Genomic DNA, 6,137 nt, shown 5'->3' with positions numbered 1-6,137 from the left:
TGTAGTTCCTTGGGACGTTGTGAACGCGTAGCAGACTAAAGAAGACCTCCGGCAGGATGTGGGTTACCACACACACGTCCTCAACCGGAGGTCTTCATGCCCCACGCTAACGCACCCCTCACCCCTATCGGCAGACAACGTCTCGCAGTATTGATTGTCGATCAGGGATGGACCATCCGCCGTGCCGCGGAACGGTTCCAAGTGTCACCCGCGACCGCTGCAAAATGGGCTGCGAGATACCGGGCCGATGACACCCTCCAGGATCGTTCCTCACGCCCGCACACCTCACCCAATCGCCTCTCGAAACGACGCGAGCATCGCATCATCAGTCTGCGTTTCACCCGTCAGTGGGGGCCGCATCGCATTAGTTACCACCTCGGTATCCCGCGTTCCACGATCGAGCGGGTCTTGAACCGATATCGAATGCCGCATCTGGCCCATCTTGACCGCGCGACCGGTCTTCCCGTGAGGAAGCCTCGCATCATGAGGTACGAGAAACAGATCCCGGGAGAGCTCGTGCACGTTGATATCAAGAAACTCGGCCGTATTCCCACTGGGGGCGGATGGCGTGTGCACGGACGCGGATCCGCGCAAGATCGTCAAGCGGGCAGTGCTCGTGACCGTGCGGCACGTACTGGCGCAGCATCCTCGCGCGGCTACGCGTTCTTACATCACGCGGTCGATGATTACTCGCGATTGGCGTACTCCGAGATACTGAACGATGAAAAGAAAGAGACCGCGGCAGCGTTTTGGGATCGGGCGCGTAAGTTCTTCACCCAGGCTGGAATCGTGGTGACCGCTGTCATGACAGACAACGGGTCTTGTTACCGATCCCACGCGTTCGCGAGCGCGCTCGGCCCCGGAGTCAAGCATCATCGCACGCGCCCGTATCGGCCACAGACGAACGGGAAAGTCGAACGTTTCAACCGCACGCTCGCAGCAGAGTGGGCGTACGCCGGCATGTATGAGAGTGATGCAGCCAGGGCCGCAACATACGACGCTTGGCTGCATCACTACAATCATCACCGACCCCATACCGGGATCGGTGGTCTCACACCGTCAGATCGTGTTCACAACCTCACGAGGAACTACANCATACGAGATATTGGCGTGACTGGAGTTCAGACGTGTGCTCTTCCGATCTACGAACGGGAAAGTCGAACGTTTCAACCGCACGCTCGCAGCAGAGTGGGCGTACGCCGGCATGTATGAGAGTGATGCAGCCAGGGCCGCAACATACGACGCTTGGCTGCATCACTACAATCATCACCGACCCCATACCGGGATCGGTGGTCTCACACCGTCAGATCGTGTTCACAACCTCACGAGGAACTACAGCTAGCGGTCGGCGGGTTCGCGGCGCGTGGCCTTGTCGCGGTACATCTCGCGGTCGGCGTTCGCCACCACGTGGGACAGCTTCTCGTCGGGTTGCCACTCGACGAGCCCCCACGACCACGGGTGCGAGCTGTGCTTGTTGAGCCGTTCCATGACCCGCTGCCCGGTCTCGACGTCGGTGTCGGGCAGCACGAGCACGAACTCGTCGCCGCCGAGCCGGGCGATGACGTCGCTCTCGCGCAGCTGCGCGCGCCACTGGCCCGCGAGATCGCGCAGCACGTGGTCGCCGGCGCTGTGCCCGCGGGTGTCGTTGACCTGCTTGAAGCGGTCGAGGTCGATCATCGCGACGCTGATCGGCCGCTCGGCGCGGGTGGCGCGCGCCCGTTCGGCGTAGGCGCGGTCGACGAGGCCCTGCCGGTTCAGCAGCCCGGTGAGGATGTCGACGTGCGTCTCGCGTTTGAAGCGTTTCTGGGCGTAGATGCCGGCTTCGAGGCAGAGCCAGACGAAGAGCAGGATCTTGATCAGGTTTCTGCCGCCGTAGAAGACGTCGGTGCCCGTGTGCCCGAGCACCGCGGCGGTGAGCACCGCGATCAGCACGCCCGCCTCGATGATCCTCGCGGCGGCGGGGCGCAGGAAGATGCCGAGGTAGAGCGCGAGCACCGGCATCTGGATGACCGATCCGATGGTGTTGGTCGGCACGCGCAGCAGCGTGAAGTCGAGCACCATCATCACACCGTTGGCGGTGACGATCACGAGGGCGGGCCAGAACCCGAAGCGATCGCCGAGCACCAGGAACCCGAGGGCCGCGACGGCCGAGAGGATCATGAGCGTGACGATGATCGGGTAACCGAGTCGCGGGCCGCCCTCGAGGAACAGATCGGAGCAGAGCAGCACCGTGAAGACGGCGCAGAGGGCGGCTGTCGCCACCGAGTACATCGTGCTGCGCTCGCGCACCCAGGCGAGCAGGTCTTCCGCCCTGCTGATCGTACCCACCTCCACACCTTTGAGACACGTGTATAACATCTCCATTCTAGGAGATGAACGCGTCTTTCGCTCGGCCGCGCGTCGGGCGTCTGCGCGGATCGGGAGGGGCCGATGAAGCGGTGCGTCACCCGCGACTCTACCCGCTCTCCTCCGGCTCCGATACCTCGTATTCCGGGAACACTCGCGGGCGGGAGGCGCGGTCGCCGCCGGGCTCGGAGGCGCGCTCACGGCGAGGGGCGCTCCCGAGCATTCGGGAGCGCCCCTCGCCCGGGACACGGCGCCGACGGCTCTACTCGAGCTCGCTCGCGCCCGCCGCCGCGAGCCGCCGTCGCACCTCGTCGACCGGGATCTCGTGCCCGACGCGACCCTCGGGCCCGCGTCGGGTGGTCGCCCGCAGCACCGAGTTGATGAGCGCCTCCTCGACCGCGAGCATCGTGGCGTGGAAGAGCGGGGAGAGATCCTCATCGCGGGGCGCCGCGCCGCGCTCGGCGGTGGAGAACGAGATCGCGTAGTCGCCGCTGCCCTGGTCGAAGTCGGCCCCGACGCCGCGCATCGCGTAGACGGCCCGGCGGGCGACGCGGGCGAGCTGCCGCGAATCGAGCGGCGCGTCGGTCGCGGCGACGATCATGCACGAGTTGCCGATGGTCTCGGCCGACGGCTCGGGCAGCATCTCGGCCGCCGGCATCGGCACGCCGGCGATCCGCAGCAGGCCCGTGAAGTTGCTCTGCACGATCGCGCCGACCGTGTACTCGGCGTCGCCCACGGGGGCGAGCCGCGACGACGTGCCGATGCCGCCCTTGAAGCCGAGGGCGGTCGTGCCGGTGCCCGCACCCACGCAGCCCTCGGCGACGGCACCTCCCGAGGCCGAGTCGAGCGCCTCGGCGACCTGCTCGGGCCCCACCGGGCGATCCCGGATCGCCGAGAGGGCCCCGTCGTTCGTCTCGCCGACGACCGGGTTGATCGTGGTCGTCTGCTCGTGGCCCGGTTGCGCGAGCAGCTGCGCCACGAGCGCGTCGGCCACCCGGAACGCCGAGAGCGTGCTCGTCAGCAGAACGGGGGTCTCGATCGCGCCGAGCTCCTGCAGCTGCGTGGCGCCCACGATTTTGCCGTAGCCGTTGCCCACGGCGAGGGCCGCGGGCAACGAGCGCCGCTCGGGTGTGAGCTGGTCGGGCACGATCGCGGTGACACCCGTGTTGTAGCGCCCGTCGGAGATCGTCGCGTGGCCCACGCGCACGCCGGGCACGTCGGTGATGGCGTTGATCGCCCCGCGGGCGTACTTGCCGGCGCCGATCCCGAGCTCGTCGAGCCGGGGTCTCTCCTGCGCGGTCATGCGCTCCATCGTTCGGTCTCCTCGTCCTGTTCCCTGCCCGAGTGGCTCAGGGCCCACCGCACCACGGCCTGCGCGAGCACCTCGGTCGAGTCGACGACCGGCACCGCGAGCCCCACCGCCCCCGCGAGCGCGACCGGTATCTCGGTGCATCCCGCGATCACGACGCCGGCCCCGCGCTCGGCCAGGTCGGCCACCGCCGAGCACAGCGTCTGCGCCGCCGCCGCGCTCTCGGGGTCGCCCTTCACCTGCCGGATCGCCTCCATGACCCGCTCCTGCTGCTCGCCCGAGGGCACGAGCAGGGGTTCGCCGCGCTGGGCGAAGGCCTGCTCGTAGAGTCTGGCCCGGATGGTGCCGTGGGTGGCGAGCAGGCCCGCCCGCCCGCCCGGGGCGAGCATCTCGAGCACCCGGTCCCGCGTCTCGAGCACCATGTCGAGCACGGGCACCTGGACGGCGGCGCGGATCTCGGGCAGGAAGGCGTGCGCGGTGTTGCAGGGCACGGCGATCACGTCGGCGCCCGAGCGCTCGAGCATGCGCGCGCCCGCCGCGAGCTGCGGGCCCGGGTGGGGGCCACTCCCGATGAGCGCCCCCGTGCGGTCCGGGATCGACGGGTCCGACCAGATGAGCGTGCGCGGGTGGTCCTGATCCCGCTGGGCCGGTGTGGCCTGCACGATCTTCGCGTAGAAGTCGGCCGTCGCGGCCGGCCCCATGCCGCCCAGCACCCCGATCACCGCGCGCCGGTCGGCGCGCAGCTCGGTCATCGGACCCGATCCAGGAAGCCCCGGATCCGCTGCGAGTCGCTGCCGGAGAGCACGCTCTCGGGGGTGCCGTGCTCGAGCACCCTGCCCTCGTCGAAGAAGCTGAGCGTGTCGCCCACCTCCCGGGCGAAGCCGATCTCGTGCGTGACCACGATCATCGTCATGCCGCCGTCGGCGAGCTGTCGCATGGTCTCGAGCACCTCGTCGACGAGCTCGGGATCGAGCGCGCTCGTCGGCTCGTCGAAGAGGATGAGCTCGGGATCCATCGCCAGTGCGCGGGCGATGGCGACGCGCTGCTGCTGCCCGCCCGAGAGCTGGTGCGGCTTCTTGTGCATGTGATCCGCGAGCCCCACGCCGGTGAGCTCCTGCTCGGCGCGCGCGTGCGCGTCGGCCCTCGACATCCGCTTCACGTGGATCAGGCTCGCGGCCACGTTCTCGATCGCGTCGTAGTGGCCGTACAGGTTGAAGCGCTGGAACACCATGCCGATCCGGGACCGGAACTTCGCCAGCTGCGGATCGGACCACTCGTGGTACTTGCCGCCGCGCAGCTCATAGCCGACCTGCTCGCCCCGCACCACGAGGCTGCCCGAGTCGATCGTCTCGAGCGCGTTGATCGTGCGCAGGAAGGTCGACTTGCCGGATCCCGAGGGCCCGATGATGCAGCTGACCTCGCCGGGCCGCACCTCGAAATCGACGCCCCGCAGCACCTCGTTCTCACCGAACGACTTGCGCACTCCGCGCGCATCCACCAACAGCTCGCTCATCGCGCCGCCTCCTTCTCAGCCTTCTTGCCCCTGGGCAGAGTGATCGCTCCCGTGGCCGCGCGGATCAGCTGCTGACTGAACCCCGGCCCGCGCACGAGCCGCACCCGATCCTCGCCGAAGCGCTTCTCGAGCAGCGACTGCAGGTAGGTGGCGATCGCCGTCATGAGCATGTACCAGAGGCTCGCCACGATGAGCAGCTCGATGATGAGATTGTTCTGCTTGTAGATGCGGCTCGCGTTGGTCATGAGGTCGTTGCCCGCGACGACCACGATCAGCGAGGTGGTCTTGAGCATCGAGATGAACTCGTTGCCCGTGGGCGGGATGATGATGCGCAGCGCCTGCGGCAGCACGATGAGCCGCATCGTCTGGCGCTGCGTCATGCCGCCCGCGAGCGCGGCCTCGCGCTGGCCGCGGTCGACGGCCTGGATGCCGGCGCGCACCGTCTCGGCGAAGTAGGCCGCGAGGTTGAGGCCGAGGCCGAGCAGCGCCGCCACCGAACCGCTGATGAGCTGGTTCGTGTCCCAGCGCATGCCGATCTGGGTGAACGGCACCTGCAGGGTGATGTAGGGCAGCAGGAACGCCAGGTTGAACCAGAAGATGAGCTGCACGAGCACCGGGGTGCCGCGGAAGAACCAGATGTAGCCCTCCGCGATCCACCGCAGCACCGGGTTCTTCGACAGCTTCATCACCGCGAGCACCACACCGAGCACGAGGCCGAGGATCGTGGCCGCGATGCTCACCCAGATGGTGACGACCACGCCCTCGAGTATCCTCGGGGAGAAGAGGTACTCCCACACGCGGTTCCATCGGATGTTCTCGTTGAACACGACGATGGACACGGCCCAGAGCACGGCGGCGACCGCGACGGCCCCCACCAGCCAGCGGCTCACGTGCAGCCTGGGGGCGATCTCGACGGCATCGCCGCCCGGCCCCAGGAAGGGTTCTTTTCGAGTGCCGCTCATCGCGGTG

The 6,137-nt window shown here is 67.9% G+C and carries 5 protein-coding genes and 2 pseudogenes; 2 read left to right on the top strand and 5 right to left on the bottom strand.

The features are described 5' to 3' along the window. Positions 1-96: 96 nt before the first annotated feature. Together H490_RS31625 and H490_RS31620 are read left to right on the top strand one after the other, a co-directional pair. Positions 97-1,080, top strand: a pseudogene (locus tag H490_RS31625) (IS481 family transposase); the annotation flags it as partial. Between the two features lie 64 nt (positions 1,081-1,144). Next, positions 1,145-1,342 (top strand): annotated as a pseudogene (locus H490_RS31620) (integrase core domain-containing protein); the annotation flags it as partial. Here H490_RS31620 and H490_RS31010 read toward each other — a convergent pair. The 5 genes from H490_RS31010 to H490_RS19450 form a co-directional block, all read right to left on the bottom strand. After that, positions 1,339-2,328 (bottom strand): GGDEF domain-containing protein, encoded by a 990-nt coding sequence (locus H490_RS31010; RefSeq protein ID WP_193743376.1) that lies wholly within the window; start codon positions 2,326-2,328, stop codon positions 1,339-1,341. The pseudogene H490_RS31620 and the gene H490_RS31010 overlap by 4 nt on opposite strands. Before the next feature lie 280 nt (positions 2,329-2,608). Then, positions 2,609-3,649, bottom strand: coding sequence for a P1 family peptidase (locus tag H490_RS19465; protein WP_041205038.1), 1,041 nt, complete (start codon positions 3,647-3,649; stop codon positions 2,609-2,611). Then, positions 3,646-4,407 carry an aspartate/glutamate racemase family protein gene (locus H490_RS19460; RefSeq protein ID WP_017883089.1) on the bottom strand — a complete coding sequence of 254 codons (762 nt, stop codon included), beginning with the start codon at positions 4,405-4,407 and terminating at the stop codon, positions 3,646-3,648. The genes H490_RS19465 and H490_RS19460 overlap by 4 nt, the downstream gene beginning before the upstream one ends. Further along, positions 4,404-5,168, bottom strand: a complete 765-nt coding sequence (locus tag H490_RS19455; RefSeq protein WP_017883088.1) for an amino acid ABC transporter ATP-binding protein — start codon at positions 5,166-5,168, stop codon at positions 4,404-4,406. Before H490_RS19455 ends, H490_RS19460 begins: the two co-directional genes overlap by 4 nt. After that, on the bottom strand, positions 5,165-6,130 hold the full coding sequence (locus H490_RS19450; protein ID WP_017883087.1) for an amino acid ABC transporter permease: 966 nt from the start codon (positions 6,128-6,130) through the stop codon (positions 5,165-5,167). The genes H490_RS19455 and H490_RS19450 overlap by 4 nt, the downstream gene beginning before the upstream one ends. Positions 6,131-6,137 lie beyond the last annotated feature (7 nt).

This window comes from Leucobacter sp. UCD-THU (assembly GCF_000349545.1).
GTDB lineage: Bacteria > Actinomycetota > Actinomycetes > Actinomycetales > Microbacteriaceae > Leucobacter > Leucobacter muris.
The sequence above is the reverse complement of the archived record's forward strand: the minus strand, read 5'-3'. Positions and strand labels throughout refer to the sequence as shown.